At 70.7% G+C, this 24,025-nt stretch carries 23 protein-coding genes; 12 read left to right on the forward strand and 11 right to left on the reverse strand.

The genetic code is table 11. The features are described 5' to 3' along the window. Positions 1 to 6: 6 nt before the first annotated feature. Positions 7 to 672 (forward strand): Pr6Pr family membrane protein, encoded by a 666-nt coding sequence (locus KCQ71_RS22435; RefSeq protein WP_223410581.1) that lies wholly within the window; start codon positions 7 to 9, stop codon positions 670 to 672. Positions 673 to 691: 19 nt separating this feature from the next. On the opposite strand, the gene KCQ71_RS22440 is transcribed toward KCQ71_RS22435, so the two are convergent. The 7 genes from KCQ71_RS22440 to KCQ71_RS22470 form a co-directional block, all read right to left on the reverse strand. Then, complete coding sequence (locus KCQ71_RS22440) at positions 692 to 3,664, reverse strand: glycosyl hydrolase family 28-related protein (RefSeq protein WP_223410583.1); 2,973 nt, start codon at positions 3,662 to 3,664, stop codon at positions 692 to 694. 149 nt (positions 3,665 to 3,813) lie between these two features. After that, positions 3,814 to 5,034 carry a D-mannonate dehydratase ManD gene (gene manD / locus KCQ71_RS22445; RefSeq protein WP_223410585.1) on the reverse strand — a complete coding sequence of 407 codons (1,221 nt, stop codon included), beginning with the start codon at positions 5,032 to 5,034 and terminating at the stop codon, positions 3,814 to 3,816. 75 nt (positions 5,035 to 5,109) lie between these two features. Continuing rightward, the gene (locus tag KCQ71_RS22450; RefSeq protein ID WP_223410587.1) at positions 5,110 to 5,994 is read right to left on the reverse strand and encodes a carbohydrate ABC transporter permease; all 885 of its coding nucleotides are present in this window, start codon (positions 5,992 to 5,994) and stop codon (positions 5,110 to 5,112) included. Beyond that, complete coding sequence (locus tag KCQ71_RS22455) at positions 5,991 to 6,968, reverse strand: carbohydrate ABC transporter permease (RefSeq protein WP_223410589.1); 978 nt, start codon at positions 6,966 to 6,968, stop codon at positions 5,991 to 5,993. The genes KCQ71_RS22450 and KCQ71_RS22455 overlap by 4 nt, the downstream gene beginning before the upstream one ends. Then, positions 6,968 to 8,341 (reverse strand): extracellular solute-binding protein, encoded by a 1,374-nt coding sequence (locus KCQ71_RS22460; protein WP_223410598.1) that lies wholly within the window; start codon positions 8,339 to 8,341, stop codon positions 6,968 to 6,970. The genes KCQ71_RS22455 and KCQ71_RS22460 overlap by 1 nt, the downstream gene beginning before the upstream one ends. A 107-nt stretch (positions 8,342 to 8,448) precedes the next feature. Beyond that, the gene (locus KCQ71_RS22465; RefSeq protein ID WP_223410600.1) at positions 8,449 to 9,252 is read right to left on the reverse strand and encodes a FadR/GntR family transcriptional regulator; all 804 of its coding nucleotides are present in this window, start codon (positions 9,250 to 9,252) and stop codon (positions 8,449 to 8,451) included. A gap of 35 nt (positions 9,253 to 9,287) precedes the next feature. After that, complete coding sequence (locus KCQ71_RS22470) at positions 9,288 to 9,950, reverse strand: class I SAM-dependent DNA methyltransferase (RefSeq protein ID WP_223410602.1); 663 nt, start codon at positions 9,948 to 9,950, stop codon at positions 9,288 to 9,290. Positions 9,951 to 10,113: 163 nt separating this feature from the next. On the opposite strand from KCQ71_RS22470, the gene KCQ71_RS22475 reads away from it, so the two are divergent. Continuing rightward, a complete protein-coding gene (locus KCQ71_RS22475) occupies positions 10,114 to 10,893 on the forward strand; it encodes a DUF1206 domain-containing protein (protein ID WP_223410604.1) in 780 nt (259 codons plus the stop codon). 12 nt (positions 10,894 to 10,905) lie between these two features. On the opposite strand, the gene KCQ71_RS22480 is transcribed toward KCQ71_RS22475, so the two are convergent. Genes KCQ71_RS22480 through KCQ71_RS22490 form a run of 3 tightly spaced genes read right to left on the reverse strand, consistent with a single transcriptional unit; the run spans position 10,906 to position 13,684 of the window. After that, positions 10,906 to 11,862: an aminoglycoside phosphotransferase family protein gene (locus KCQ71_RS22480; protein WP_223410606.1), complete on the reverse strand. Its 957-nt coding sequence runs from the start codon at positions 11,860 to 11,862 to the stop codon at positions 10,906 to 10,908. After that, a complete protein-coding gene (locus KCQ71_RS22485; RefSeq protein ID WP_223410608.1) occupies positions 11,859 to 13,118 on the reverse strand; it encodes an MFS transporter in 1,260 nt (419 codons plus the stop codon). Before KCQ71_RS22485 ends, KCQ71_RS22480 begins: the two co-directional genes overlap by 4 nt. After that, positions 13,115 to 13,684, reverse strand: coding sequence for a MarR family winged helix-turn-helix transcriptional regulator (locus KCQ71_RS22490; protein WP_223410610.1), 570 nt, complete (start codon positions 13,682 to 13,684; stop codon positions 13,115 to 13,117). Before KCQ71_RS22490 ends, KCQ71_RS22485 begins: the two co-directional genes overlap by 4 nt. A gap of 167 nt (positions 13,685 to 13,851) precedes the next feature. Between KCQ71_RS22490 and gad the strand changes: the two genes are divergently transcribed. The 3 genes from gad to KCQ71_RS22505 all read left to right on the forward strand — a co-directional run bounded on the left by gad (position 13,852) and on the right by KCQ71_RS22505 (position 17,007). Continuing rightward, positions 13,852 to 15,273 carry a glutamate decarboxylase gene (gad, locus tag KCQ71_RS22495; protein ID WP_223410612.1) on the forward strand — a complete coding sequence of 474 codons (1,422 nt, stop codon included), beginning with the start codon at positions 13,852 to 13,854 and terminating at the stop codon, positions 15,271 to 15,273. Between the two features lie 249 nt (positions 15,274 to 15,522). Beyond that, positions 15,523 to 15,921, forward strand: coding sequence for a hypothetical protein (locus tag KCQ71_RS22500; protein WP_223410614.1), 399 nt, complete (start codon positions 15,523 to 15,525; stop codon positions 15,919 to 15,921). A gap of 411 nt (positions 15,922 to 16,332) precedes the next feature. Beyond that, entirely contained in the window at positions 16,333 to 17,007 is a 675-nt protein-coding gene (locus tag KCQ71_RS22505) for a suppressor of fused domain protein (RefSeq protein WP_223410616.1), read from the forward strand. Between the two features lie 180 nt (positions 17,008 to 17,187). Here KCQ71_RS22505 and KCQ71_RS27795 read toward each other — a convergent pair whose 3' ends face one another. Continuing rightward, positions 17,188 to 17,946, reverse strand: a complete 759-nt coding sequence (locus tag KCQ71_RS27795) for an aminoglycoside adenylyltransferase domain-containing protein (RefSeq protein WP_223410618.1) — start codon at positions 17,944 to 17,946, stop codon at positions 17,188 to 17,190. 76 nt (positions 17,947 to 18,022) lie between these two features. Here KCQ71_RS27795 and KCQ71_RS22515 point away from each other — a divergent pair, with 76 nt between their 5' ends. From KCQ71_RS22515 to KCQ71_RS22545, 7 genes are all read left to right on the forward strand, one after another. After that, positions 18,023 to 18,628, forward strand: a complete 606-nt coding sequence (locus KCQ71_RS22515; protein ID WP_223410620.1) for a TetR/AcrR family transcriptional regulator — start codon at positions 18,023 to 18,025, stop codon at positions 18,626 to 18,628. Then, the gene (locus KCQ71_RS22520; RefSeq protein WP_223410622.1) at positions 18,625 to 19,215 is read left to right on the forward strand and encodes a GNAT family N-acetyltransferase; all 591 of its coding nucleotides are present in this window, start codon (positions 18,625 to 18,627) and stop codon (positions 19,213 to 19,215) included. The genes KCQ71_RS22515 and KCQ71_RS22520 overlap by 4 nt, the downstream gene beginning before the upstream one ends. A gap of 62 nt (positions 19,216 to 19,277) precedes the next feature. Further along, positions 19,278 to 19,697, forward strand: a complete 420-nt coding sequence (locus KCQ71_RS22525; protein WP_223410624.1) for an NUDIX hydrolase — start codon at positions 19,278 to 19,280, stop codon at positions 19,695 to 19,697. A gap of 157 nt (positions 19,698 to 19,854) precedes the next feature. After that, positions 19,855 to 20,544: a ZIP family metal transporter gene (locus KCQ71_RS22530; protein ID WP_223410626.1), complete on the forward strand. Its 690-nt coding sequence runs from the start codon at positions 19,855 to 19,857 to the stop codon at positions 20,542 to 20,544. Positions 20,545 to 20,586: 42 nt separating this feature from the next. Further along, positions 20,587 to 21,678, forward strand: coding sequence for a LacI family DNA-binding transcriptional regulator (locus KCQ71_RS22535; RefSeq protein WP_223410628.1), 1,092 nt, complete (start codon positions 20,587 to 20,589; stop codon positions 21,676 to 21,678). 129 nt (positions 21,679 to 21,807) lie between these two features. After that, a complete protein-coding gene (locus KCQ71_RS22540) occupies positions 21,808 to 23,049 on the forward strand; it encodes a sugar ABC transporter substrate-binding protein (protein ID WP_223410630.1) in 1,242 nt (413 codons plus the stop codon). A 4-nt stretch (positions 23,050 to 23,053) separates the two neighbouring features. Further along, positions 23,054 to 24,013, forward strand: a complete 960-nt coding sequence (locus tag KCQ71_RS22545) for a carbohydrate ABC transporter permease (RefSeq protein WP_372454085.1) — start codon at positions 23,054 to 23,056, stop codon at positions 24,011 to 24,013. Positions 24,014 to 24,025 lie beyond the last annotated feature (12 nt).

The following is a 24,025-nucleotide window of genomic DNA, read 5'->3' on the forward strand; positions in this document are numbered from 1 at the left end:
AGCACCATGACGGTAGCGAGCGACCCGACCCGTGGGCCCGGGGGAGCCCGGCACTGGCCGAGCACGGTGGTGCGGGCGCTCGTCGTGACACTGGTGATCAGCGCCGAGGCCTACCTGATCGTCGTGACCGGTGACCGCTACAACCCGTCGAACCACTTCAGCTACTTCACGATTCTCAGCAACGTGTTCGCCGCCGTCCTGTTCGCCGTGTCGCTGGTGCGGCCGGTACCGGACGGTGTCCGCGGCGCAGCCGTGACGTTCCTGCTCCTGACCGGAGTCGTAGCCAATACCCTGCTGCTCGGTGTGGATGTGCAGACGCCGGCCTACGCCAGCGTCGTGCTGCACATGGTGGTGCCGATCCTCGTATTGGTGGACTGGCTGATCACGCCGCCGCGGACCCGGCTGACCACGAAGCACTTGCTCGCCTGGATGGTCATCCCGGTCGCGTACCTCGTCTACAGCCTCGTCCGGGGCGCCCTGGTCGACTGGTATCCGTATCCGTTCCTGGACCCGCGCGAGCAGGGCTACGGGATGGTCGCGGTCATGAGCGTCGTGGTGGCCATCGCCTTCGGGGCCTGTGCCGCACTCGTCATCTGGTCCGGGAACCGCCTGCGGCGGCGCCTCCGGGACTCCGCGGGTGAGGCGGCTCGCGAGAGGCCGGAACCGGGCTGACCCACATGGGCCGCTGACCTCAGCGCGTGCCCAGGACAGCCACCTCGAAGACGCGGGCGAGGCCGTCGCTCGCGCTCGGGCGGGTGAACCGCAACCGCACCTCGCGCACGCGTTCGGCGCCCTCGAGCGGCACGGTGACGGGGCTCGCGTCGTTGGCCTCCACCCGACCGATCAGCTGCCACTCGCCGTCGATCATGGCGTCGACCTCGACCGTGTGCACGCGCAGGGCATCCGAACCCGCGACGCCACTGTGGATGACGGCCTCGCGCAGGTCTGCCGGGGCACCGAGGTCGATGGTCAGGGTGGGCACGGGGTCGCCTGCCCCGGAGATCCACCGTCCGCCCGAGACGTTCCCGTCGACGGCGTTGGTCGCGACGTTGCCGGACAGCACCGACGAGGCGCTCACCGGGGCGCCGAGGGCGAGGTTGTCGGCGCCCACGCGCACCGTGATCGGAACTTCGACCACCGTGCGAGATCCCTGGGCGGTGAAGGTGAAGGTCGCGACGAGATCGGTCGTGCCGTCGGCCGCCGTCGCGCTCGCGGCCACGGTCACCGGGATGCCGGCCTCGTCGCCGCGCAGGAGCCGCGCGGGGGCCGGGCCGAGTGCGACGTCGAGGTCGTCGGTGCCCTCGATCGCCACCTGCACCTCCTCCAGCGGGGCGGGGTCGAGGGTCACGATGGTCAGCACTGTCTCGGCGCTCTCGCCGGGCAGAAGGGTGAGTGCGGCATCGTCGAGCCCGATCCGTAGGCCCGCCGGGCGTGCGCCCGGCCCGGACTGGCCGATGCCTAGGTACGCGACCTCGAGCTCGGGAACGCTGCGACCGCTGCCGACGTCCGCGACGGTCGCACCCCAGCGGGTGTTCGCGACGTTGTCTGGTCGGTAGCCCCGGGTCCCGCGGACCACGACACCGGTCGAGTCGACGATCCCGACGGCGTACGGGTAGGGCCCGAGGACGGTCGCGACCCGGAAGAAGACGGTGTTCGTGAACGTCACGTCCCGCACGCGCTCCAGCTCGACGGCCTGGGACTCCCAGCCGTAGATATGGTCCTCGGTCTGCACGGCGCGCAGGACCCAGTTGCGCACGTCGCGCAGGACGACCTCGCGGTAGCGGTGGTGCTCGACGGAGATCTCGTAGACGCGCCCCGGCACCGAGGTGTTCTCCACCAGGAACCCGTTGTCCGCCCAGCCGGCGACCGCCCAGAGGTTCAGGAACGAGCCGCCGCCGCCGTCCACCCAGAAGTTGTACCGGCCCACGCCGCGGTGGCCGTAGCCGGGATCGCCGGGGGCCGGATCGCCCGGCCGGATCTCCTCGGGCGCCCACTTGACGAACTGGGTGACGACGTCCGAGAGCTGGCTCTGCGCGCCCGCCTGCCAGCGCACGTGGACCGAGCCCGGGTTGACCGGCGCGGTGTCCAGGCCGAGGCCGGACACGGTGTTGCGCCCACCCGGCGGCGTCTGCACGATCGCACGGGGGTCGTCCGGGTCGGCGAACGCGTCCGACCCGTCCGGGATGGTGAGCCAGGTCTGGCGCGGGTGCAGCCCGATCAGGTCGTTGGACGGTCGGAGCCGCAGGGTGTCGGTGAGCAGATAGGCACCCATGGGGACATAGACGGTGTCGTGCTCGTCGAGCGCCTGCTGGAAGATCGCGAGGTCGTCCTCGGTACCCGAACCGACGCTCACGCCGTGCTCGGCGGCGTACTCGGCGACGTTGACCCAGTCGGTGGTCGCCGGCGGGAGGGCGATGTCGCTGCGCAGGACCCGCTCGAGGACGGCGGCGGGGGCCCGGGTGGCGTCGAGGAGCACGTCGATGCTGCGGGACTCGGCATCGCCGAGGGCGTCGGTGACGCGCAGTCCCAGGGTGGCCTCGTTGACCCGGTAGCCGGCGTGCGGGGAGGTCCAGGTGGTGGCACTCGGCAGCGTGCGCAGCAGCGGCCCCGAGTCGATGACCCCGGTATTGAGGACGTTGAGCTGGTTCTGTGCCTGGACGAGGTCCGGCTCGGAGGTGGCCGGGATCGACGCGGAGTCGTTCAGCGTGATCACCGGCCCGGCGATCCGCTCGAAGAGGGAGTCCTCGATGACCAGGCGCTGCGAGGAGGCCGGGATCGTCTCGATCCCGGCCGCCGCGTCCGTGAACCGGGTGCGCACGATGCTGAGCTTGGCGTCGGTGTGCAGCCGGATCGCCGCGACCTGCTGCCCGGCGAAGGTCGAGTCGAGGATGGTGGTCTGCCAGCCCGGCGAGGCCGCGAACGCCAGGAGGCCGAACTGGCCCCCACGGACCGTGACCCGCTGCAGCAGGTTCGCGTTGTGGTCGATGCCGGCGTAGCCGTCGGCGAGAGTGATGCCCACGTCCTGGAGCAGGAACATCTGGGCGCCGCCGAAGCGCACCCCGACGGCGCCGGGATTGCGCTCGGCGACAACGACGTTCACGTTGACCAGGCCGGTGCCGAACGTGTCGTTGTTGCCGAACGTCACCGGGGCGCCCGGCACGAACGGCCGGCGGGTGGCCGCGAACACGAACTCCGGCGCACCGGCGAAGGCCGGCGTCGCCGGCGCCACGTAGAACTCCGGCCGGGCCGAGCCGAAGCCGATCAGGCGCACCGATGCGTGCAGGTCCAGGCGTTCGGTGACCCGGTAGATGCCTTCGGGGACGAAGACGAGCCCACCGCCGTCACCGACCTCGAGGCCGCGAGCGCCGCCGACGATGTTGCCGAGCCAGTTCTCCCCGCCACGCCGAGACGCCTCGTCGATCGCGGCCTGGATGACGGCGGTGTCGTCACCGACCCCGTCGCCGTGCACGGGGAACTCGGGGCTGCCGAGCACCACGGCGAGCGGGTCCTCGGGCATCGTCGCGTACACCGATGGGCCGACCGGCCCGTCGGCAGCCGGCGGGGCCGCCGCGGCGGGTTCGGCTCCGCCGGTGACGCCCGCGGTCAGCGCGGCCGTGACGGCACCGACGACGACGACGGCGAGCAGCCGCTGGGAGGGGCGCATGGTGACTCCACTTCGGTGTGGCGGGTGTTGGCCCGACTCCAGCGGGTACTGCGCAAAACTGCAAGGGCCGGCGGGCACCACCGACGAACGACGGCGCCCTGCCCTCGAACGAGGACAGGGCGCGCGGCGTGCTCAGGCTGCGGGGTGGATCACCAGTCGTGCACGGTGCCGTCCTGCAGGCGGTTCGTGGGCAGGTAGGCCTGCTGGTACGGGTGCGCGGCGGCGAGCTCGAGGTCCAGTTCCACGCCGATGCCGGGCGCTTCGCCCGGGTGCAGGTGCCCGTCGGAGAACGTGTAGGCGTGCCGGAACACCTCATTGGTGAGCTCCGTGTGGCCCGAGTACTCCTGGATGCCGAAGTTGTGGATGGCGAGGTCCAGGTGGATCGCGGCCGCCATGCCGACGGGGGAGATGTCCTCCGGTCCGTGGATGGCGCTCTTGATCTGGTGCTGGGCGGCGTAGTCGAACAGCTTCTTCAGCGGTGAGACCCCGCCGAAGTGGGTGACGGCGGAGCGCACGTAGTCGATCAGCTGCTCGTCGACGAGGGTCTGGTAGTCGAACACGGTGTTGAACACCTCGCCGATGGCGAGCGGGGTGGTGGTGTGCTCGCGGACGAGGCGCAGTCCGTCCTGGTTCTCGGCCGGTGTGCAGTCCTCGAGCCAGAACAGGTCGTAGGGCTCCAGGGATTTGCCCAGCCGCGCCGCCTGGATCGGGGTGAGCCGGTGGTGGGCGTCGTGCAGGAGGGGCAGATCTGGGCCGAACTCGTTGCGGACGGCCTCGAACACGCTCGGGATGTGGCGCAGATAGGCGCCGGTGTCCCAGTCCTCCACGGCCGGCAGCACGCGCTGATCGAGCCGGGTCGGGTTCGCCGCATGAGCACCGGCGGCGTGCACGCCGTAGACGGCCTTGAGCCCGGGCACCCCGGTCTGGATCCGGATGCTCTGGTAGCCCTGCTCGAGCAGCCCACGGACCGAGTCGAAGAGCTCGGGGATGCTGGCGCCGTTCGCGTGCCCGTAGGTGCGCACCCGGTCCCGGCTGGCGCCGCCGAGCAGCTGGTACAGCGGCAGCCCGGCCACCTTGGCCTTGATGTCCCACAGTGCGACGTCGACCGCTGCGATGGCGGCCATGGTCACCGGGCCGCGGCGCCAGTAGGCGCCCCGGTACAGCGACTGCCAGGTGTCCTCGATCCGGTGCGGGTCGGTGCCGAGCAGCAGCGGGACCACGTGGTCCTGCAGGTAGCTCACCACGGCGAGCTCGCGCCCGTTCAGGGTCGCGTCACCCAGTCCGGTGACGCCCTCGTCGGTGGTCAGCTGCAGGGTGACGAAGTTCCGGCCGGGGCTGGTGACGACGACCTTCGCGTCGACGATCTTCATGAGGGCTCTTCCTGTGGTGGTTCGGATGGGATGGTGCCGGGTGGCCGGCGGCGTGCATGGACCGGGCGGCGCCGGTCAGCCCTTCGTGGCGCCGGCGGTGAGGCCGGCCACCAGGTACTTCTGGCCGAAGACGGCGGCCAGCACCACGGGGATCGTCATCAGGGTGGCGGCGGCCATCAGCCCACCCCAGTCGGTGCTGGCGTAGGAGATGAAGTTGAACAGGGTGACCGGCATGGTCATGGTGTTCTCGTCGGCCAGGATCAGCGCGAACAGGAAGTTGTTCCAGCTGAAGATGAACGCGAGCACCGCGGCGGAGGCGGTGCCGGGTGCCGCGAGCGGCAGGGCGATCCGCAGGAACGCACCGAAGGCGCTCAGTCCGTCGGTGCGGGCCGCCTCCTCGAGCTCGATCGGCAGACCCTCGAAGAAGCCGATCATGATCCACAGGATCAGCGGCACGGAGACGAACATGTGGCTCAGGACCAGCACGGTGTAGCTGCCCACCAGGCCGAGCTGGGCGAACAGGTAGTACCAGGGCACCAGCAGCGAGATGGCCGGCACGATCCGGGCCACGAGCACCAGGGAGCCGGTGCGGCCCATCGAGAACCGGCCCACGGCCCAGGCGGCCGGAACAGCGATGACGGCGCTCAGCACGGTGGAGACGACGCCCACGATCAGGGAGTTGCCGAGCGACCTCAGGATCGCACCGTCGGCCAGGGCGTTGCGGAAGTTCTCCAGGGTGGGGGAGAAGATCAGCCCCACCGTGGGGTCGGTGACCTGCACGTTCGTCTTGAACGCGGCCGCGATCATCCAGATCACCGGCAGCGCGACGACCAGGCAGACCACCGTGATCGTCACGGCACGCAACCATGCGGCGACGCGACCCTTGCGGCGCCGGCGACCGGGCGCCGTCGGGCGCGGTGCGGTGGGCTTGGTGGGGGCGGAGGCCACAGCGGTGCTCATGCCTCGGTCCTTCCGGTCCGGCGGCGCAGCAGCACCACGATGGCGACGATGAACAGGGTGAACAGGACCAGCACCGCTGAGGCGAGGCCGTACTCCTGGTAGTCGAAGGTGAGCCCGTAGGCGTACACGTTCAGGGTCTCGGCCTCGAAGCCGGAACCACCGCCCGGTCCCTTCGTGGCGTAGATGACGTCGAACGTCTTCAACGCGTCCACGCCGCGCAACACCAGCGCAGTGAGCACCGTGGTGCGCAGCATCGGCAGGATGATGTGCCGGAACCGTTGCCACGCGTTCGCGCCGTCCATCAGCGCGGCCTCCTCCGGTTCCTCGGGCAGCGTGGACAGCCCGGCGAGCAGCAGCAGCGTCATCATCGGGGTCCACTGCCACACGTCGATGAGCATCAGGGTGGGCAGGGACTGGCTCACGGAGCCGAGGAACTCCTGGGGCGGGATCCCGACGAACCCGAGCAGATGGTTCGCGATGCCGTTCGTGGGGTCCAGGATCAGCAGCCAGAGGATGCCGATCGCGACCGGGGTGGCCAGCAGCGGGACCATCAGGACGGTGCGGACGATCTCCATGCCGCGGAACGCCTTGCGCATCAGCATCGCCAGGGCGAGGCCGAGCACGGTCTCCAGCGCCACCGCGCCCACCGTGAAGTACACGGTGCGCCAGACCGCGGGCCAGAACCTGCGGGTGTCGGTGAGGGCGTCGGCGAAGTTCTGCAGGCCGATGTAGACGTTGTCCGCGTTCACCGCACCGAACGCGTCGGTGAGACTCAGATTCACCGTGAACACGAGCGGGAAGATGATCATCAGAGCGACGAAGCCGAGGGCCGGGGAGAGCAGGCTCCACTTCAGCCGGCGGTTCGCCTGCTCGAAGGTGAGGACCTTGCGTCCGCGGCGGGTGGTGCCCCGGTCCACGGGTGCGGCCGTGCGCTGGGCCGCGGTGGGTGCCTCGGTGCTGGTGGGTGTGGGCATCAGAACTCCCGCTGGCGGTTGTCACGGACGAGGAAGTCGGCGAACTCGGCGTCGGCGTCCGCCGCGACCGGCGGCACCGACTCGCCGAGGATCCCGGCCACGAGCGGGCGGCCCACGATGTCGCGGGCGCGGCCCACCTGGATCACGTCCGGGCGGTCGGTGCCCTTGCCGTTCTCGGCGTTGATCCGCATCGATTCGGCGAGGTCCGGTGGGAAGGCCTCGAGGGTGGCCGCGTCGTCCCAAGCGGACTGGCGGGCGCCAGGGATGCCGTCCGCCTGCAGGCGGGCGACCATCTCGGGGCTGGAGGCCCATCGGATGAACTCCCAGGAGTCGTCGCGCAGCAGCGAGAACTCGTTGATGCCGAGGCTCCAGGACGGGATGTTGTGCGGGACCGAGCCGGCGGGCCCGGCCGGGAACGGGGCGAAGCCGACGGTGTCGATGACCGTCGAGATGCCCGGGTCCAGGAAGTTGGAGTAGATCGCGTCCGCGTCGATGTAGAACGCGGCCTTGCCCTGGGCGAAGATCGGCATGGCCTGCTCGAGACTCATGTTCGTGACCCCGGGCGGGCCGGCCTCGTTGAGCAGGCGGCCGTAGAACTCGTAGGCGGCGATCGCCTCGGGCGTGCCGATGCCCGACTGCCCGTCGATGGTGAAGTCGCCGCCGAACGAGTACAGGAAGCTCGACCACTGGGTGACCGCGCCGCTGCGCTGCCCGCGGCCCACATAGCCGAAGAAGCCGTTGTCGCGGTCCGCCAGCTCGAGGGAGATGTCCAGCATCTCGTCGAGCGTCGCCGGGGCGCCGCCGAAGGGCTCGAGGAGGTCCTTGCGGTAGTACAGCGCGGGGCGTTCGGTGACGACGGGCACGCTGACCACCTGCTCGGCGGTGACGGAGCGCTCGCGCGGGGCGTCCTGGAAGTCCTCCCAGTCGTAGGCGGCGTCCCCCTCGACGAGGTCGGTGAGGTCAGCCAGCCAGCCGTTGCGGGTGAACAGGATCTGTTCCTGCAGGGCCCGGACCATCATCACGTCGATATCGGTGGCGGAGGCGTTCAGCTTCACGTTGTAGCTGTTCGAGAGCTGGTCCGCGGTGAGCAGGCGCATCGAGACGCGCCGTCCGACGAGGTCCTCGAACTCCGGCAGGTACTCGGCGATCGCCTGCGACCAGACGTGGTTGATCGCCATGATCCGCAGCGGCGCGTTCGGGTCCGCGGTGCGCGGACCGGACGCGCAGGCGCTCAGGGTGGCGGCGCCGGCGGTGGCGGCGACGAGCGCGCCGAACGACCTGCGGCTCAGGGCATGCTTGGCGTGTGCGACGGGGCCGGCAGCGCGGCTGCGCTCGGCTGCGCGGCGACGGCGCCGGATCGGTGGCATGGTCATGCGAGGGACTCTCTTCTGGGGTGCGTCGGACCGCGACGGCGAACTGGTCCAACCGGTAGGACCAGTTGGAACCTAACAGGGATGCGGCAGGGTTCCAAAGGCGCTGGTCAGCGCGCGTCGTCCCGTCCGAGCAGGGTCTCGATGTGCCGGGTGGCCATGACGTCCAGGCTCACGTCCAGATCGGCGCCGTAGGTGCGCAGACCCAGCGCGAGGTGCTCGCGCATGTACTGCCGGGCCAGGTCCGCGTCCCGGGCCCGCAGGGCGGCGAGGATCTCCGGGTGATGCGGGACGCCGGGTTCGAAGATCGCCGGATCGGAGTTGGAGCGGAGCATCATCTCGAACATCAGCCCGCTGATCGAGGAGAGCATCACGCGCAGCACCGGGTTGGCGCTCGCAACCGCGATGGCATCATGCAGTTCCACGTCGGCGCGGGCCTTGGTGATGACGTCCGTGGCGGACTCGATGCGGTCATTGATCTCGGCGAGCACCTCGAGCTGCTCCGCGGTCGCCCGCTGCGCCGCCAGCCCGACGATCTCCACCTCGAGCGGGATCCGTGCCTCGATCAACTGCCGCACCGTCGGCCGCTCGGCCCGGTACAGGCCGTCGTAGCCGCGGGCCTGCGCCGAGGACTGCTCGGCCACGAAGGACCCCCGCCCGGGTGCGACCTCGATCAACTGGTGGGCCTCCAGCCGGCGCAGTACCTCACGTACCACGCCCCGGCTCGCACCGAACTGGATCGCGAGTTCCCGCTCGGACGCGAGCTTCGCACCGACGGCGATCGCACCGGTCCGGATGTCATGCTCGAGCTCGCGTGCGATCCGTTCGGTGAGCAGTCCGCGATGCCCCGTCGCGGCCGACGCCAGCGCACCCGGGCCGGGGTCGACGGCGGGTGGGCGGGGTGGGGTGGACATGCGACGAGGATACGCGGAGGTCCGCGGGCGATCCCTCAGTCGTCGGGCGTCGTCACCTGCAGGTACGCCTGCGGCGTGGTCTCGGGTCCGCGCGCCTGGCGGATCGTGGTGGTGCCGGCTACGAAGCCGGCCTGCCCGAGCAGGCCGGCGATCGTGTCCGGGTCGAGCCGGTAGGCGTCCAGGTCGATCTCGTGCCCGTAGCCCCGCTCCAGGTGCTTCGCCCGGTGATCGCCGGCCTGGAACGCGAGCAGCAGCCGCCCGCCCGGCCGCAGGGCCCGCCGGAACTCGGCGAACACCCGCGGCAGCTGCGCCGGCGGGGTGTGGATGATCGAGTACCAGGCCACCGCCCCGGCGAGCGAGCCCGGCGCGATGCCCGCGGCCTCGAGATCCAGCAGTGATCCGACCACGAACCGCAGCTCGGGGAGGCGTCCGCGCGCGACGTCGACCATCGCGGGTGAGAGATCGAGGCCGAACACGTCCAGCCCGAGCGAAGCGAGGTGCGTGGTGACCCGCCCCGGACCGCAGCCCAGATCCGCGACCGGACCCGCGCCGTCGGCCAGGACGTCCTCGGCGAACGCGCCGAGCAGGGCGCGGTCGAGCGCGTTGCCGGCGAGCTCGTCGCGCAGCAGCGACTCGTAGTCGACGGCGACCGTGTCATAGGCGGCGCGGGTGGCGGTCAGGAAGTCGGGCTCGGTCACCGGGCGAGGCTATGGCTCCGGAGGCCGAGGCACGGGGAGCGACCCGCGTCGACATGGTCCTGAAGCCCTCGATCCAGTCGGCGGGATCGGGCTGGCTCGAGGGCCTGGCGACGACCTCGCCGGTCCGCTCGCGGGGAGCGAGCGCCGATGCGAGGCTTGGGGCATGTCAGGGACCGTCCGCAATGCCGCCTCCGACGCCGGTGACAACCCGGTCGTGCGTGCCGGTGCCCGCGTCGGCTACGCCGCCAGCGGCGTGCTGCACCTGCTGATCGGGTGGCTCGCCCTGCAGCTGGCGTGGGGCGGCGGGTCCGGCTCGGCCGACTCCTCGGGCGCGTTCACCCAGCTCGGGTCCACCCCGGTGGGTGCCGTGCTGCTCTGGGCGGTCACGGCTGGGTTCGCGCTGCTCGGGCTGTGGCAGCTCACCGAGCTGATCGGCCCCGGCGAGGCCAAGGACAAGGTCAAGAACCTCGGCAAGGCGGTCCTGTACCTGGTGCTGGCCGGCACGGCCCTGCGGATCGCGGCCGGCGGGTCGTCCGGCGGCGGCGAGCAGACTTCGAGCATGACCGGGACGCTGATGGCCCAGCCGTTCGGCCGGATCCTGGTCGCGGTGGTTGGCGCCGTGGTGATCGGCGTCGGGATCTACCACGTCGTCAAGGGCGTCCGGTCGACGTTCCTGAGGGACCTGCGCGAGAACCCGGGGCGGTGGGTCACCTGGGCGGGACGCCTCGGGTACATCGCCAAGGGGGTCGCGCTGGCCATCGTGGGAGGTCTGTTCGTGGTGGCCGCCGTGCAGTCGGATCCCGAGGGGGCAGAGGGGCTGGACGGGGCGCTTCGGTCCCTGCTCGAACTGCCATTCGGATCAGTGCTGCTCACCGTCGTCGCGTTCGGGATCGCGTTCTACGGGGTGTACTCCTTCGGCCGGGCCCGGTACGCCAAGGTCTGAGGCCCTGCGCCATCAGGGCGACTGCAGCGCCTTGATGATCGTGATGCTCCGGGTGATCTCAGCCGCGGTGCCGGGGTGCTCGGTCGCGTCCAGCTCCCAGATGGCGTTCCGCACGCACCGGACCAGGGCGAACGCGCGGGCGCGGTCGTAGTCGATCCCGGCGCCGGCGCAGGCCACGTCCAGCCGCAGCTGCAGGTGTCCGCGCAGGTCGTGGGCGTCCTGCGCCTGCTCCCATCGGTTCCACAGCAGCGGCGCGAGCGCGAACGCCGGGTCCGCAGCCATCGTCTCGGCATCGATGGCGACCCATTCGCCCGGGTCGGGCCGCCACAGGACGTTGCCCGGGTGCAGGTCCGCGTGCACGAGTCGGGCGTCGACGTCCTCTTGCGAACCCAGGTCGACGGCGAGGGCTCGGCCGGCCTCGAGCAGTCGCCTCGGGAAGGCTGTACCCCGGGTGTCCCGGGCGCGCAGGGCGTCGATGTCAGCGACGAGGGTGCGCAGGTGCTCGGACAGTCGCGGCGCCCACGGCGGCGCCGGGCGGTCCAGCCGGGTGGAGAGGCGGCCGAGTTCCTCGGCGGCGTCGAGGATGCTCTCGGTGTTCAGGTCACGGGCCTCGAGTCGTTCCAGTAGCAGGGCCCAGCGGCCCGGGTCCGCGGCGAGCAGGCGGACCGCACCGGCGCCGTCCCACGCGCGCAGTGCCAGGTGCTCGGTGCGACCCTCCGCGTGCGGCCAGACCAGTTTGAGCATCGCCGGTGCGTCGTCCCCACGCCGAACCGGCAGCACGAGCGAGGACGCGCCGTGCAGAGCAGGGCCGGCCGGACCGTCGCGGCGCAGCCGCCACTGCCCGAGCACCTCCTCGACGAGGCGAGGCAGCGACTCGAGCCAGGCTGCGCCGTCGGGCAGGCCCGGGTCGGGGACGTGCCGGACGACGGCTTCACGCAGCCCGGGTGGGATCAGGTCGGGGTCGGTCATCGCGCCGGGGCCTGGTCGGGGAGCGTGGCCGGCTCGATCGTGAAGGTGCGCAACGGCCGGTTCGTGAGGGCGAGCGCGCCGACGATCGCGGCACAGGCCAGGCCACCGGAGATGAGCGCGACCGGGGCCGAGGTCAGGCCCGCCACCAGTCCGGCGCGGAAGTTGCCGACCTCGGGACCGCCCACGCCGACGATGTGGTCCACGGCGGAGACCCGGCCCCGGTGTGAGTCGGGCGTGGCGAGCTGGACCATCGCGCCTCGGGTCACCACCGAGACCGTGTCCGCCGCGCCGGCGACGGCCAGCGCCGCGAACACCAGCCACAGCGGCTGGGCGAAGCCGACCACCGCGAGCGCGATGCCCCAGGTCCCGGCGGCGATGAGCTGGATCAGGCCGGCGCGGCGTGCCCGGGTGACCATGCCGGAGAGCAGGCCCGCACCGATGCCGCCGACCGCGATCGCGGACAGGAACAGCCCGAGCGTCTGCGGGTTCCCGCCGAAGCGCAACTCGTTGATGAGCGGGAAGAGCGCGATCGGCATCGCCAGCAGCGTGGCCGCGAGGTCGGTGGCGAACGAGCCCCAGAGGGCAGGCTTGGTCCGGATGAACCGCAGGCCGTCGATGCTCTGCCGCAGACCCGCCCGTGCGACGGTCCCCTGCGGCGGCATCGCCGGGAGCCGGATCACCGCGATCAGGGAGGCGCAGCCGGCGACGGCCTGGACGAGGTAGGTGGGGGCCAGGCCCCACTTCGCCAGGACCAGGCCGGCCAGTGCGGGCCCGACCAGCATCGACGCCTGGAACGCGAGGTTCTGCAGCGCGAGGCCGGCGCCGACCTGGTCGGCCGGCAGGAGCCGGACCGGGAACGTGCGCCGGGCGGGGGAGCCGAGCGCGTTGAACGCCGACGCGAGGCCGATGAGGAGGAACAGCACCGCGAGCGAGTCGAGCCGGAGCAGGGCCTGGACGGTCAGCCCGGTCGCGACGAGCACCTGGCCAAGGGTGGTCAGCCGCACCAGGGTGCGCCGGTCCATCGCGTCGGCCAGGGACCCGCCGACCATCCCGAACACGAGCTGCGGGATCGCGTTCACCAACCCGATCGCGCCGGTCCACACGGGGCTGTGGGTCATCTCCCAGACCTGGAGGAGCACGGCCACGGTGGCGAACTGGTAGCCGAAGGTGCCGACCGAGGACCCGATCCACAGGTCCCGGAACGCGCGGCTGGAGCGCAGTGGCCGGATGTCGAGGAGGCGGTCGGTGAGGCTCACTCGACGGGCCTGCGGGTGGTACCGGCGTGGGGCGTGGAGGTCGGTCCGGTGGTGCCGGCCGGGGCGGACCAGGTCGATCCGGGAGACGGGGTGGCCTCGAGCAGGGCGCGGAGCCGGTCCAGGAACGGCCGCATCACGAGGGCCTGTTCGAGGTCGGCAACCACCCGGGTCAGCGGGTACGGCACCTCGGCGTCGAGCTCGGCCACGGCCTGTTCCGTGGCGCGCCACTCCGCCTCGAGGAACGGCACCAGGGAGCGTCCGCGCTCGGTGAGCGTGATCGGGCGGGTGCGAGCATCGGCACCCGGCGTGGTGGTGACCAGTCCCTCGCGTCGCATCAGGCTGATCGTCTGACTCATCGCCGAGTGCGTCTTGCCCAGGGCGGCGGCCAACTCCTTGATGGTCAGCGGGCCGGCGTGCGCGAGGCGGATCAGCGGCATGGCGAACCGCGGCCGGACGCCCTCGATGCCGCGCTCGCGGTAGAGGTGCTCGATGTCGGCGTCCATCGCGGCGAGCATCGTGGTCAGGGCGTGCCAGTGGCTGTGGTGGGTCGGGTCCGACGATGTCACAGCGCTAATATAACAGCACTTATAGGTAGGGGTATGGGCGTGGTAGGAGTCTGCACCGCCCGCCGGTTCTCGTTCGGTTCACCCGGATCGTGCGATGTGGCTGCACGTCGCGACGGCTACGTTGCTGGCGCATGACGCGTGGCCAAGCGCAGAGATGGAGAGACGTGATGAGCGATCCGACTCAGGGTGATGTCTGGTACGGGCCGATCCATGGTCGGCGTCAGTTCCGGGAACACATCGACCCGATGCAGTTTCCGTCCGACGGCATGCCGCCCGCCGAGGCGTACGAACTGCTGCACACCGGTCTGATGCTCGACGGGCGCGAGACGCTCAATCTCGCGTCGTTCGTCACCACCTGGATGGAGCCCGAGGCCGAGGCGCTCATCCATGACACGCTGCGCAAGAATCACATCGACCATGAGGAGTACCCGGCCGCCTCGCTTGTCGAGGAAGGGTGCGTACACATGCTGGGGGCGCTGTTCAACGCCCCGGACCCGGCCAAGGTCGTCGGCGTGGGGACCATCGGGTCCTCCGAGGCGATCATGTTGGGACTCCTGGCGCACAAGCGCACCTGGCGAAACCGGCGTCGGGCCGCGGGACTCAGCACGGATCGCCCGAACGTCGTCTACGGCGCGGAGACCCATGTGGTCTGGGACAAGTTCGCCAACTACTTCGACGTCGAGATGCGCAAGATCCCCATGCGGGCGGATCGCTACGTGCTCAGCGCGGAGGACGTCGAGAGCCGCTTGGACGAGAACACGATCGCGGTGGGCGCCGTGCTCGGCACGACGCACATCGGCGAGGCCGATCCGATCGAGGCGATCAACGATCTGCTCCTCCGGGTGAAGGACGAGCGAGGGTGGGACATTCCGTTGCATGTGGACGGGGCCAGCGGAGCATTCATCGCACCGTTCGCCGAACCGGAACTGAGGTGGGACTTCCGCCTCGCGCAGGTGGCTTCGATCAACGCGTCCGGGCACAAGTACGGATTGGTCTACCCCGGGGTCGGCTGGCTGATCTTCCGGGACGCGTCGAAACTCCCGGAGGATCTCGTCTTCAGCGTGAACTATCTGGGCGGAGCGCAGCCCACCTACACGTTCAACTTCTCGCGGGGCTCGGCGATGATCCAGGCGCAGATGTACAACTTCCTGCGACTCGGTCGAACCGGGTACACCTCGATCGTCGGCAACATGGTGGCGAACGCCCGCCATCTCAACGACTGCCTCGTCGCCAGCGGCAAGTTCGAGATCCTCAACCCGGGGCTGAGCGAACCCGTCGTCACGTTCCGGCTCAAGGGCGATCCCGGCTTCGATGTCTACCACCTGTCCGCGCGGCTGCGTCAGGACGGCTGGATCGTTCCTGCCTACAGCCTCCCGCCGAACGCCGAGCATGTTCATCTGATGCGGGTCGTGGTCAGGCTCGACCTGAGCCGTCAGATGGTCGACATGCTGCTTCGCGACCTGCTGAAGGCCTGGGACGACCTGGCCTCCGAGCAACCGAGTCACCGCGCCACCGCCAAGCCCGATCTGTGGACGGCGCCCGCTCGAGCAGCGGAACACAGCAAGACGCGTACCGGCTTCGTCCGGTGAGCCCTCGTGATGTCCGGCCCAGCCTCGGAGCGCTCGGCGCGGGCACTGCCCGAGCTCCCGGCCGGGTGGCGAGTGATCCGAACGACGGGGCCGCTCGGCTTCGTCACTCGCGCGCGGCTGGAACGAGCTGACGGGAGCCAGGCCGAATGGACGTCGCGACGCCACCGCAAGCGACTCGGACTCGGACCCCCGCTCGAGGATCCTGCCTACACCCGGACCGGGAGGAAGGCCCGCGGGCGACCCAGCCGGATGAGCTGGTGGCTGGCAGCGCTCTTCGGGGTCGGTGCCCTCTGCTTCGCGATCGGCTCGCTTCCGCTCTTCTTCGATCATGCCGCCCCGGGGATCGTCGCCACCACGTTCTTCGTCGGGTCGATCCTCTTCACGACCGCGGCGTACCTGCAGTACCACGAGACGCTGACCGCTCCGGGAGGGGTCCAGACCGGGTCCCGTCCTCCGCGACGGCGACCGCTCCGAGGAGCCCCCGGGCGCATCGACTGGTGGGCGACAGCCGTCCAGCTCGTGGGGACCGTGCTGTTCAACGTCAGTACGTTCGCCGCGACGCAGGACGATCTGGGCCTGGTCCAGGAGCGGCGCCTGATCTGGGGCCCTGACCTGGCCGGTTCGGTGTGCTTCCTGATCGCCAGTTGACTGGCCTACTCGGAGGTGAACCGAGGGATCGCGCCTCGTCCGGACCGATCTGTCGGCTGGCGAATCGCCACGCTCAACCTGGTCGGTTCCGTTGCCTTCGGAGCGGCCGCCATCGCGGCCCGCTATCTGCGAACCACCGATGAGCCGGCGAATATCGCCCTGGTGAACCTGGGAACGTTCGTCGGGGCGATCTGCTTCCTCGCTGGCGCCGCGTTGCTCCCGGTGGAGTCCGCGACGGACGCTGCGGGGTTCGAAGAGGAGCCCAGGACCGACGGGCCTGCGCCAACCGCACCGTGATGGTGCCGCGCCACCGGTTGTGCGGAGCGGTCGGCACCGTGAGGGAGGGCCTCGGCTCCTGGGCAGTGCTCCCCGTTCCGCGCCGGCCGTGCGCGATCTAGCCTCGGAGCCGTGATGACGAGAGACGCATATGTGCAGCGCGCGCAGGCGCAGGACGACTGGGCACCCGGCTGGGAGGCGATCGACGCCGCGTTCGGCGCGGTCTATCCCGGCGTCGAGCCACCGCACCTGGCCACGTCGATGCCGGCCCGGGCGATGTTCGGCGGCAACGAGTACCTCGACGGCGCCAGCCTGTTCCCTTCGCCGAAGGGCTACCAGCACGTCGTCACCTACGGAATGAGCTCGCTGTACGCCGACACCGAGGACTACGGCGGCGAGCGCAGCGGCTGGGGCTACGAGATGACCATGAAGGTCGCCGCACCGGGCAAGCCGGAGGCAACATGGGCCGTCTCCGTGATGAGCAACCTCGCCCGTTACACCTACACCTCGGGCCGGTGGTTCGAGCCCTACCAGGCGGTCGCCGGCAACGGCACGCCGATCAGCATCGGCTCCGGCAGCGCACTCACGTCACTGCTGGTGGTACCGGACACGGAGGTTGCGGGCGTGGACACCGTGCACGGCAGGCTCGATTTCCTCCAGCTCGTGGGTGTCACCCAGCCGGAGTCCGACTGGATCTTCGCCGACCCGTCGCTCACGGTCGGCCGGATCCGTGAGCTCGCCACCTGGCTGGCCGAGACCACCGGACCGGAGCTCGTCACCGACCTCGCGCGGACCCGGTCCTACGTCTGATCTGGCGTCCCGCACGGACCCAGTGATCCTGCGATTCACCGCAGCCGAGGTCCATCAGCCGACGCTGATCCCACGGCGCGTCGCCGCCGCACTTGGCGAATGCGCGGAAGCCCTCGGTCGCTCGTCAGTTGACCGAGGGTTTCCGCGCGGTCGGCGGCTGGGATGGGGGTGGGGTGGCGCTCACGGGTGCCCGGTGACCTCGGCGCTGACCGACCTCACGAACGCCGCGACGTCTTCGTACCGGCCTGGCGCGTCGTCCGGTCCGGCGTCGTACCACCATGCCGCTGCCCACTCGATGAGCTCGGCCGACTCCGGGCGCCGGGCCGCCGCCCAGAAGCCGGCCCGGCGCTTCGAGACCTGGGTGCCCTCGACGACCAGGTGCAGCGCTCGGCACAGGGTGAGCACCGAATAGGCCTGTGCACCGGTCCGGCCGCGCGCGTCCTCGACCCACTCGGGCCAACTTGCGGCGTGCTCACGCACCACCGCGCGAACCGCCGCCCGGTCGACCGGCGGCAGCACCGCCGTCGGGCTCTGGCCGCGCAGCGCTCGTCCGTCCGCGCGCGCCGACGCGACGTTCAGCAGGTAGTGCCGGCCCGCCTCGAACAGGTGCAGCGGTTCGCCCGGGCTGATCCGGATCATCGGGCCCGGGCGGTCCGCCAGTGCGGTGAGGGTCGCGGCCGGGAAGTAATCGACCTCGATGCGGTCCGCCCAGGCGGGATGGTCGACGGCGAGGCGCGCGTGCAGCGGACGCAACCGTTCCAGCGTGGCGGGAGTGGGCACCTCGCGCAGCACCGCGAGCAGGTCCAGGTCGCTGCGGGCCGGGTCGAAGTCGCCGGCGACGTAGGAGCCGTGCACGTACAGGGCGACGAGATCCTCGCCGAGGGTGCCGGCGATGCCGTCGGCGAGCAGGTCGAGCATCCGTGGAGGTGCTGTGGTCACGGTCCCACCGTACGGCCCGATACCAGTTGACGTCAGGTACAGTGAACGAAAGTTCATTCAAACCTGGAGCTGGTACATGCCCCGCACCGACGAACAGAACGAGGCCATCCGGGCGGCCACCCGGGACACGATCCGGACCGCCGCCGTCCGCGAGTTCGCCGCACGTGGTTTCGCGGCCGCGAACATCCGCGGCATCGCGGCCGAGGCGGGTCTGAGCACGGGGTCGATCTACCGTCACTACGCCACGAAGGAAGAGCTCTTCGACGAGCTCCTCACCCTGGCCGCCACCGGACTCGCCGCCGCTGCGCAGCGGCTCGCCGGCCCGGGTGGGCCGCTCGGCCTGGTTCGCGAGTTCGCGGCCACGTACCTGGCGGATCTGCGGGGCGACCGGGGTGAGGCCGAGTTCTTCATGGTCATCAATCAGGGCTTCACGAGCGACACGCCGCCGGGCACCACGGCGCGTCTGGCCTCGGCGCACTCCTCGCTCTGGCGCGCATTCGCCGCCCTCGTCCGGCGTGGGCAGGAGGAGGGCGAGTTCGCCGGCGGCGACGCCGAACAGTTGACGGTGGGCTTCTTCGCGATGCTCACCGGGCTCACCACGCTGCGCCTGGCCCTCCGCGACGACCTGCCGATGCCGGAGCTCGACCTCGTGCTGCGGCACCTGACCGGAGCGGTCCGATGATCGAGGTCGTGCGGGCCGACGTGTTGGGTGAGGGCTACCGGCGGCGGATCACCGACGTGTGGGTCCGCGGGTTCGCCGAGGACTTCGCCTACTTCTCCACGGATCCGCAGGTGCTCGGGGACGCGTTCGCGCACCTGCTGCTGCTGGAGCGCTGGTACGTCGCGCTGGTCGACGGTGAACCGGCCGCAGTCGCCTGTGTCGCCGAGGGGGACGAGGAGGTTCTGCGGCCGCGGGCCGCCGAGTTCCGCCGGCACCTCGGGCTCCTGCACGGGACGGTCACGCACCTCATCGTCCGGAGCCAGTTCCTGGGCGGCTACGACGGCGCTCGGCCCGGACTCGTCGAGATCGGCTTCGTGACCACGGCGCCGGCGTTCCAGGGCCGCGGGGTCGCGACCGCGCTCCTGCGACACCTCCTCGCGCTGCCCGGCTACGACGAGTTCGTGCTGCGCGACATCAAGGACACCAATGCGGGCGCGCTCGGCCTGTACACCAAGCTGGGTTTCACCGAGATCAGCAGGCGGGCCGTGCGGGGAGCGCAGCGGGCCGGGTTCGCCGAGTACGTGTCGATGCGGCTCGTCCGGAGCTGACCCGACGCCGCAGGCCGGCCGCCGAGGAACCTGCCTCCGGGTCGGCAGTATCGTCACGACCCATGGACACGAGACCTGCGAGCTACGTCGTGGCTGTACGGGACGGGGCCGTGTTGCTGGCCCACTGGAACGAAGGCGGCCGGACCGGGTGGACGCTGCCGGGTGGCGGCATGGAGGACGACGAGTCCACCGAGGAGACCGCGATCCGGGAGTTCCGTGAGGAGACCGGCTATGACGTCGCACTGGATGGGCTGCTCGGTGTCGACACCCACTATGTCGCGGCGGCCGACCGGCTCAGCGTCGGCGCCGGTCCGCTGCGTAGCGTCCGCATCATCTACGCCGGCCACATCGTGGGCGGCGAGCTCACCCACGAGATCGACGGCAGCACCGACGAGTGCCGATGGGTCCCGCTCGAGGAGGTCGCCGGCCTCGACACGGTCAGCCTCGTCGGCGCGGCGATGGCCATGGTGAAGGCTCGCTGATCCGCCTGCCCGCTGACGCGATTCGCTGCGGCCCTCAGCCGGCGGCCCGATCACTGAGGTGTCATAGGTGCTCGGCGAGCGCACGCCCCTGGAGCGCGGTCGCAGACATCTGCTGTCCGAACGTGGCGAGCCGCGACCACCGCCCTATCATCGGGCGATGCTGACAGCGCTGCTGTACGGGTTGGGCACCTCGGTGCCGATGCTGATCGGTGCGGTGATCGGGTTGCGGTACGACCTGCCCACCAAGGTCCTCGCGGCGATGATGGCATTCGGTGCGGGCACCATGATCGCGGCGGTGACCACCGAGCTGTTCCAGCCCGCGTTCGACAGCGAGGGCCTGCTGATCGCCGGCGCGGCACTCCTGGGTGGCGCGCTCGTGTACGTGCTCGCGGACCGGCTGATCGAGCGCAAGCTCGGGCCGGCCGCGCTCGGCCCGGCGCTCATGCTCGGCGCGCTGCTCGACGGGATCCCGGAGAACACCGCGCTCGGTGTCAGCCTGACCGGGGCCGGTGGGATCGTGCTGCTGGTGGCGGTCGCTGTGGGCAACGTGCCCGAGGCGATGGCGGGAGCGGCCTCGATGCGCAGGCAGCCCGGCTTCGCGCCGCGGCGCACGCTCTGGATGTGGGCGGGCACGGCGATCCTGCTGACCGTGGTCGTCGTGGCGGCGTGGGCGGTCAGCGACGTGATCTCCGGCCGCAGCATCTCGGTGGTCCAGGCGTTCGCCGGTGGCGCCACCCTCGCCGTGCTCGCGGATTCGCTGATGCCGGAGGCCTATCGCGACGGCGGCTGGTGGGTCGGTCTGTCCACTGCGGTGGGGTTCCTGGTCGCCTTCGCGCTCGGCGGCTGACCCCTTGCCAGCTGCCCGCCTGCTCACGTAGCATCTGCGTCGATGCGTATCGACGATGATCGTACGGCCGAGACGACGGACCGCGGAGCGGGTCCCGTCGGAGGCGCGCCGAGTGTGCGTCGTGGCCGGCCGGCTCCGACGAGCAAGGACGTCGCACGCGTCGCCGGGGTCTCGCAGAGCACCGTCTCCTACGTGATGAGCGGGAAGCGGCCGATCTCCGAGAAGACCCGCCGGATCGTGCTGGAGGCGATCGACCAACTCACCTACGAGCCGCATGCCGGGGCGCGCGCGCTCGCCGGGCATCGCACGAACGTCGTCGGCCTGGTGGTGCCGTTCCACAACCCCGAGGCGGCCAGCGGACTGATGGCCTTCGCCGAGGAGATCGCGGTCAACGCCCGCGACCACGACTACGACGTGCTGATGCTGACGGCCGCCGAAGGGCCGGCCGGGCTGGCCCGGGTGCAGCGCCGCGCCATGTGCGACGCGGTGATCGTCATGGAGGTCGCGACCGACGACCCTCGGGCCGCCATGGCCCGTGAACTCGAGATGCCCGTGATCTTCATCGGCGTCCCGGACGACCACGACGGACTGCACTGCATCGACTTCGACTTCGAGACCGGTGCCCTCCTGTTGGTCGACGCCCTGGCCGATGCCGGCTGCCGCGAGATCGCCGCGCTCGGATGGTCAGAGGAGCGTGTCGGCCTGGGCATGAACTACGTCCCCCGCTTCCGTGCCAGCGCCGAGGCGCGCGCCGCGGAGCGTGGGGTCCGACTGCGCTGGATCAGCGCACCGCACACGCGCGCCGGGGTCGAGGGTTTCCTCGACTCGGTGCTCGCGCCCGCCGGCCGCTCCCACCCCGGGCTGCTCACGGTGCACAGCCCGCATGACCTCGGTGCCGCCCTTCAGCAACGCGGTCTGGTGCCGGGGCGCGACCTCGACGTGGTGTCACTGTGCACCGACGTCGAGGCCGAGGCTCAGCCGGTCGCGCCCACGGCGGTGTCCCCGCAACCCCGGGACGTGTCCCGGCTCGCCATGGGGTGGCTGTTCGACCTGCTCGACAACGAGATCCCCGCCGAGCTGCGTCTCGTGGAAGCGCACCTGACCACGCGCGGCTCCGTCCGTCCGCTCGGCTAGCGCCGGCCGCGACCTCCTGCCTGACGACAACTACACCCGATTCGCAGTCGATACGCATCGATGCCGCCCGATCCCGACGATCGGTCCGGTTCTGCCCACGAGGACGTGGGCCCGACAGAGAGGAACGAGATGACCAGATTCTCCAGATCCCGAGTTGCGATCGCCGCGGCAGCCGCGCTGCCGCTGGTGCTCGTGGCCGCATGCAGCGGCTCCGACGGTGGCACCGGCGGCGACGGCGGTGGTGACGGTGACGTCACCGAGCTGCACGTCCTCGACTACTACAACAACGACCCGAACAAGACGGTCTGGCAGGGCGTCCTCGACGCTTGCGCCACCGAGGTCGGCGTGGAGCTGAACCGCGAGTCGGTCCCGGGCGGCGACCTCATCGCCAAGGTGCTGCAGATGAGCTCCTCGCGCACCCTGCCCGACGTCCTCATGCTCGACAACCCGGACGTCCAGCAGATCGCCGAGAGCGGGGCGCTCGCGCCGCTGTCCCAGTTCGGACTCGACCCGGGCGGGATCGCCGAAGGGGTGCTGTCCGCCTCGACCTACGAGGACGAGCTGTACGCGCTGCAGCCGGTGACCAACACGATCGCCCTGTTCTACAACACCCAGACCCTGGCGGCGGCCGGGATCGAACCGCCCACCACCTGGGAGGAGCTTGAGACCGCGGCCGCGGCGCTGACCGAGGGGGACCAGTACGGTCTCGCCCTTTCGGCGATCAACACCTACGAGGGAACGTGGCAGTTCCTGCCGTTCATGTGGTCCAACGGGGGCGACGAGGCGGACATCGCGACTCCGGAGGTCGCCGGGGCGCTGCAGCTGTGGAAGGACCTGCTGGACGCCGGGTCCATGTCGCAGTCGGTGGTCACCTGGTCGCAGGCGGACGTCGCGGACCAGTTCTCCAGCGGCAACGCGGCGATGATGGTCAACGGCCCATGGAACTTCGGCACGCTCGCGGAGAACGCCGAACTCGAGTACGGCATCGTCCCCATCCCGGCGCCCGCGGCCGGCGACACCGTGGTCTCGCCGTTCGGCGGCGAGGCCTGGGCGGTCCCGCAGACCGGCGACGACGCGCGGATGGCCGTGGCCGCCGAGTTCGTCCAGTGCCTCGTCGGGGAGGACGCGGTGGTCGAAGCCGCGGTCGGGACCAACACGGTGCCGACCGACCCGTCCCTGTCCGACACCGTCGTCGAGCAGGTCCCGAACCTCGCCTCGTTCGCCGAACAGGTCCCGGACCTGCGCGCGCGCACCGGGGAGCTCGGGCCGGAGTGGCCGACGCAGGCGACGGCCATCTACGAAGCGGTCCAGAACGCGCTCGTCGGAGGCATGAGCCCGGAGGACGCGCTGGCCCAGGCGCAGAACGGCTGAGCCGGTGACCTCCACCGAAATACGGCCGGGGTCCGGTGGGCTGGCCCCACCGGCCCCGGCCCGGCCGGCCCGGCACCGGTCGGTCGGCCGGAGCCGGCTCGTCCAGATCGCGTTCCTGATCCCCGCCACCGCCTACCTGGTGCTGTTCTTCGGCTACCCCGTCGTCAAGAACATCACCATGGGCTTCCAGGAGTACACGACCAGGACCTTCTACACGGGCGAGGCGCCCTGGGTCGGGTTCGCGAACTACGTCACCGCCGTGACCGACCCGGTGTTCGACCGAGCCCTGCTCAACACCGGCCTGTTCACCGTGGGTTCCATCGTCGGGCAGTTCACGATCGGCCTGCTCATCGCGTTGTTCTTCCACCGGCGGTTCCATCTCTCCGGCGTCCTGCGCTCGTTGTTGCTGCTGCCGTGGCTGGTGCCGATGATCGCCGCGTCCGCAGTCTGGCGGTGGATCCTCGATACCGATCACGGGGTCCTGAACCGGACCCTCGACCTGCTGCCGTTCCTGGACGGACGCCCTGCCTGGCTGACGTCGACCACGCTGGCGTTGGTCGCCGTCATCATCGTCAACATCTGGCTCGGGATCCCCTTCAACGCAACGATCCTGTACGGCGGCCTGCAGGAGATCCCCGAGGAGCTGTACGAGGCGGGCTCGCTCGACGGCGCCACCGGAGCCCGCGCGTTCTGGCACATCACCTGGCCGCTGCTGCGGCCGGTGGTCACGGTGGTCCTCGTGCTGGGCGTCGTCTACACACTGAAGGTGCTCGACGTCATTCTCGGTCTGACCAACGGTGGGCCCGCCAATGCCACCCAGACGATCTCGACGTTCTCGTACCACATGTCGTTCCGCGAGTTCGACTTCGGGGTGGGTGCCGCACTGGGCAACATCCTGGTGCTGATCTCGCTCGTGTTCGCCGTCGTCTACCTGCGCCTCAACCGGCGCTCGATCGACGAGTAGAGGCTGGAGGTC

It is taken from the genome of Occultella gossypii (assembly GCF_019947135.1).
GTDB lineage: Bacteria > Actinomycetota > Actinomycetes > Actinomycetales > Beutenbergiaceae > Occultella > Occultella gossypii.

What these genes read in the sequence shown, in the direction of transcription:
- KCQ71_RS22465 (WP_223410600.1), bottom strand. Translation starts at nt 9,252, where the DNA reads ATGTCCACCCCACCCCGCCCACCCGCCGTCGACCCCGGCCCGGGTGCG.
- gad (WP_223410612.1), top strand. Translation starts at nt 13,852, where the DNA reads ATGAGCGATCCGACTCAGGGTGATGTCTGGTACGGGCCGATCCATGGT.
- KCQ71_RS22515 (WP_223410620.1), top strand. Translation starts at nt 18,023, where the DNA reads ATGCCCCGCACCGACGAACAGAACGAGGCCATCCGGGCGGCCACCCGG.
- KCQ71_RS22540 (WP_223410630.1), top strand. Translation starts at nt 21,808, where the DNA reads ATGACCAGATTCTCCAGATCCCGAGTTGCGATCGCCGCGGCAGCCGCG.
- KCQ71_RS22525 (WP_223410624.1), top strand. Translation starts at nt 19,278, where the DNA reads ATGGACACGAGACCTGCGAGCTACGTCGTGGCTGTACGGGACGGGGCC.
- KCQ71_RS22455 (WP_223410589.1), bottom strand. Translation starts at nt 6,968, where the DNA reads ATGCCCACACCCACCAGCACCGAGGCACCCACCGCGGCCCAGCGCACG.
- KCQ71_RS22530 (WP_223410626.1), top strand. Translation starts at nt 19,855, where the DNA reads ATGCTGACAGCGCTGCTGTACGGGTTGGGCACCTCGGTGCCGATGCTG.
- KCQ71_RS22440 (WP_223410583.1), bottom strand. Translation starts at nt 3,664, where the DNA reads ATGCGCCCCTCCCAGCGGCTGCTCGCCGTCGTCGTCGTCGGTGCCGTC.
- KCQ71_RS22535 (WP_223410628.1), top strand. Translation starts at nt 20,587, where the DNA reads ATGCGTATCGACGATGATCGTACGGCCGAGACGACGGACCGCGGAGCG.
- KCQ71_RS22480 (WP_223410606.1), bottom strand. Translation starts at nt 11,862, where the DNA reads ATGACCGACCCCGACCTGATCCCACCCGGGCTGCGTGAAGCCGTCGTC.
- KCQ71_RS22500 (WP_223410614.1), top strand. Translation starts at nt 15,523, where the DNA reads ATGAGCTGGTGGCTGGCAGCGCTCTTCGGGGTCGGTGCCCTCTGCTTC.
- KCQ71_RS22450 (WP_223410587.1), bottom strand. Translation starts at nt 5,994, where the DNA reads ATGAGCACCGCTGTGGCCTCCGCCCCCACCAAGCCCACCGCACCGCGC.
- manD (WP_223410585.1), bottom strand. Translation starts at nt 5,034, where the DNA reads ATGAAGATCGTCGACGCGAAGGTCGTCGTCACCAGCCCCGGCCGGAAC.
- KCQ71_RS22460 (WP_223410598.1), bottom strand. Translation starts at nt 8,341, where the DNA reads ATGACCATGCCACCGATCCGGCGCCGTCGCCGCGCAGCCGAGCGCAGC.
- KCQ71_RS22520 (WP_223410622.1), top strand. Translation starts at nt 18,625, where the DNA reads ATGATCGAGGTCGTGCGGGCCGACGTGTTGGGTGAGGGCTACCGGCGG.
- KCQ71_RS22475 (WP_223410604.1), top strand. Translation starts at nt 10,114, where the DNA reads ATGTCAGGGACCGTCCGCAATGCCGCCTCCGACGCCGGTGACAACCCG.
- KCQ71_RS22435 (WP_223410581.1), top strand. Translation starts at nt 7, where the DNA reads ATGACGGTAGCGAGCGACCCGACCCGTGGGCCCGGGGGAGCCCGGCAC.
- KCQ71_RS22505 (WP_223410616.1), top strand. Translation starts at nt 16,333, where the DNA reads ATGACGAGAGACGCATATGTGCAGCGCGCGCAGGCGCAGGACGACTGG.